This is a genomic window from Vibrio sp. 1401 (assembly GCF_033340295.1).
The window spans coordinates 1-956 of the sequence record NZ_JAWOWF010000168.1; the positions used below are offsets into that span (position 1 = coordinate 1).

At 47.5% G+C, this 956-nt stretch carries 1 protein-coding gene; it reads right to left on the reverse strand.

Features of this window, described 5'->3' with window-relative positions; genetic code table 11:
- Nucleotides 1-900, reverse strand: a 900-nt coding sequence (locus R7Z77_RS24320) for a Bcr/CflA family multidrug efflux MFS transporter (RefSeq protein WP_318136924.1), incomplete at its 3' end; no start/stop codon positions are given.
- Nucleotides 901-956: the final 56 nt, after the last annotated feature.

The window sequence follows — 956 nt, forward strand, 5'->3', positions numbered from 1 at the left end:
AATACCCGCCAAAAGTTGCACGAACAACCCAAAACGAAGCATGGCATGAGAGCCCACTTTTTTCACCAAACGACCGTTAATGCTGGTCATGATGATCATCGCCACAATGTTCAAACCGAATAAGTAACCAAATTGGTCAGGTCGAACACCGTATAAATCAATATAAACAAACGAACCCGCAGTTAGGAATGCAAACATCCCCGAAAACGAGAATGCACCAGACAACATCAAGCCCAACGCTTCAGAACTTGAACACAAACGGGCGTAGTTTTTTAATGTGGTGCGAAAACGCAGTGGTTGGCGGTTTTCTGGTTTTAGCGTCTCCGGAATTTTCCAGAACACCAGCAGAATGACAACCACAGCGAAAATGGCTAACACCCAAAAGATAGAGCGCCATCCAAACCAAATCGCAAGGTGACCGCCAATCATCGGCGCAACCAACGGGGCAATAGTGATAACTAATGTGACGAAAGACATTGCGCGCGCAAAGTCTTCACGGTCAAACATGTCACGCACCACAGCTTGAATAATGACCGCCGCAGCCGCGCCAGCAAAACCTTGAGCTGTACGAACATAGGTTAACGCATCAATGCCGTTTGTGGTCGCACTCACCACTGCTGCTAATCCAAAGAAAAGCACACCCAAAATCAGTACAGGTCTGCGGCCAAAACTGTCGGCAAGCGGCCCATGAATTAACTGACCAATCGCAAAACCCGCCGTATAAGCCGTTAACGTAATTTGAACCGCACCAGGTGCAACGCCCAAATCTTTTGCGATGGTCGGCATTGCCGGTAGATACATGTCGATCGCCAATGGCGTTAGCGCGCCAATTGCACCGAGCACAAGAAACAGTAAAAAACTGATTTGAGATTGGGGAGCGCTTTGAGCTTTTTCTGTCATTCTTTTACCTCTAGTTGTGTCCTTGCCATCAGCCATTTCTTTTCAGAAACTAGCAA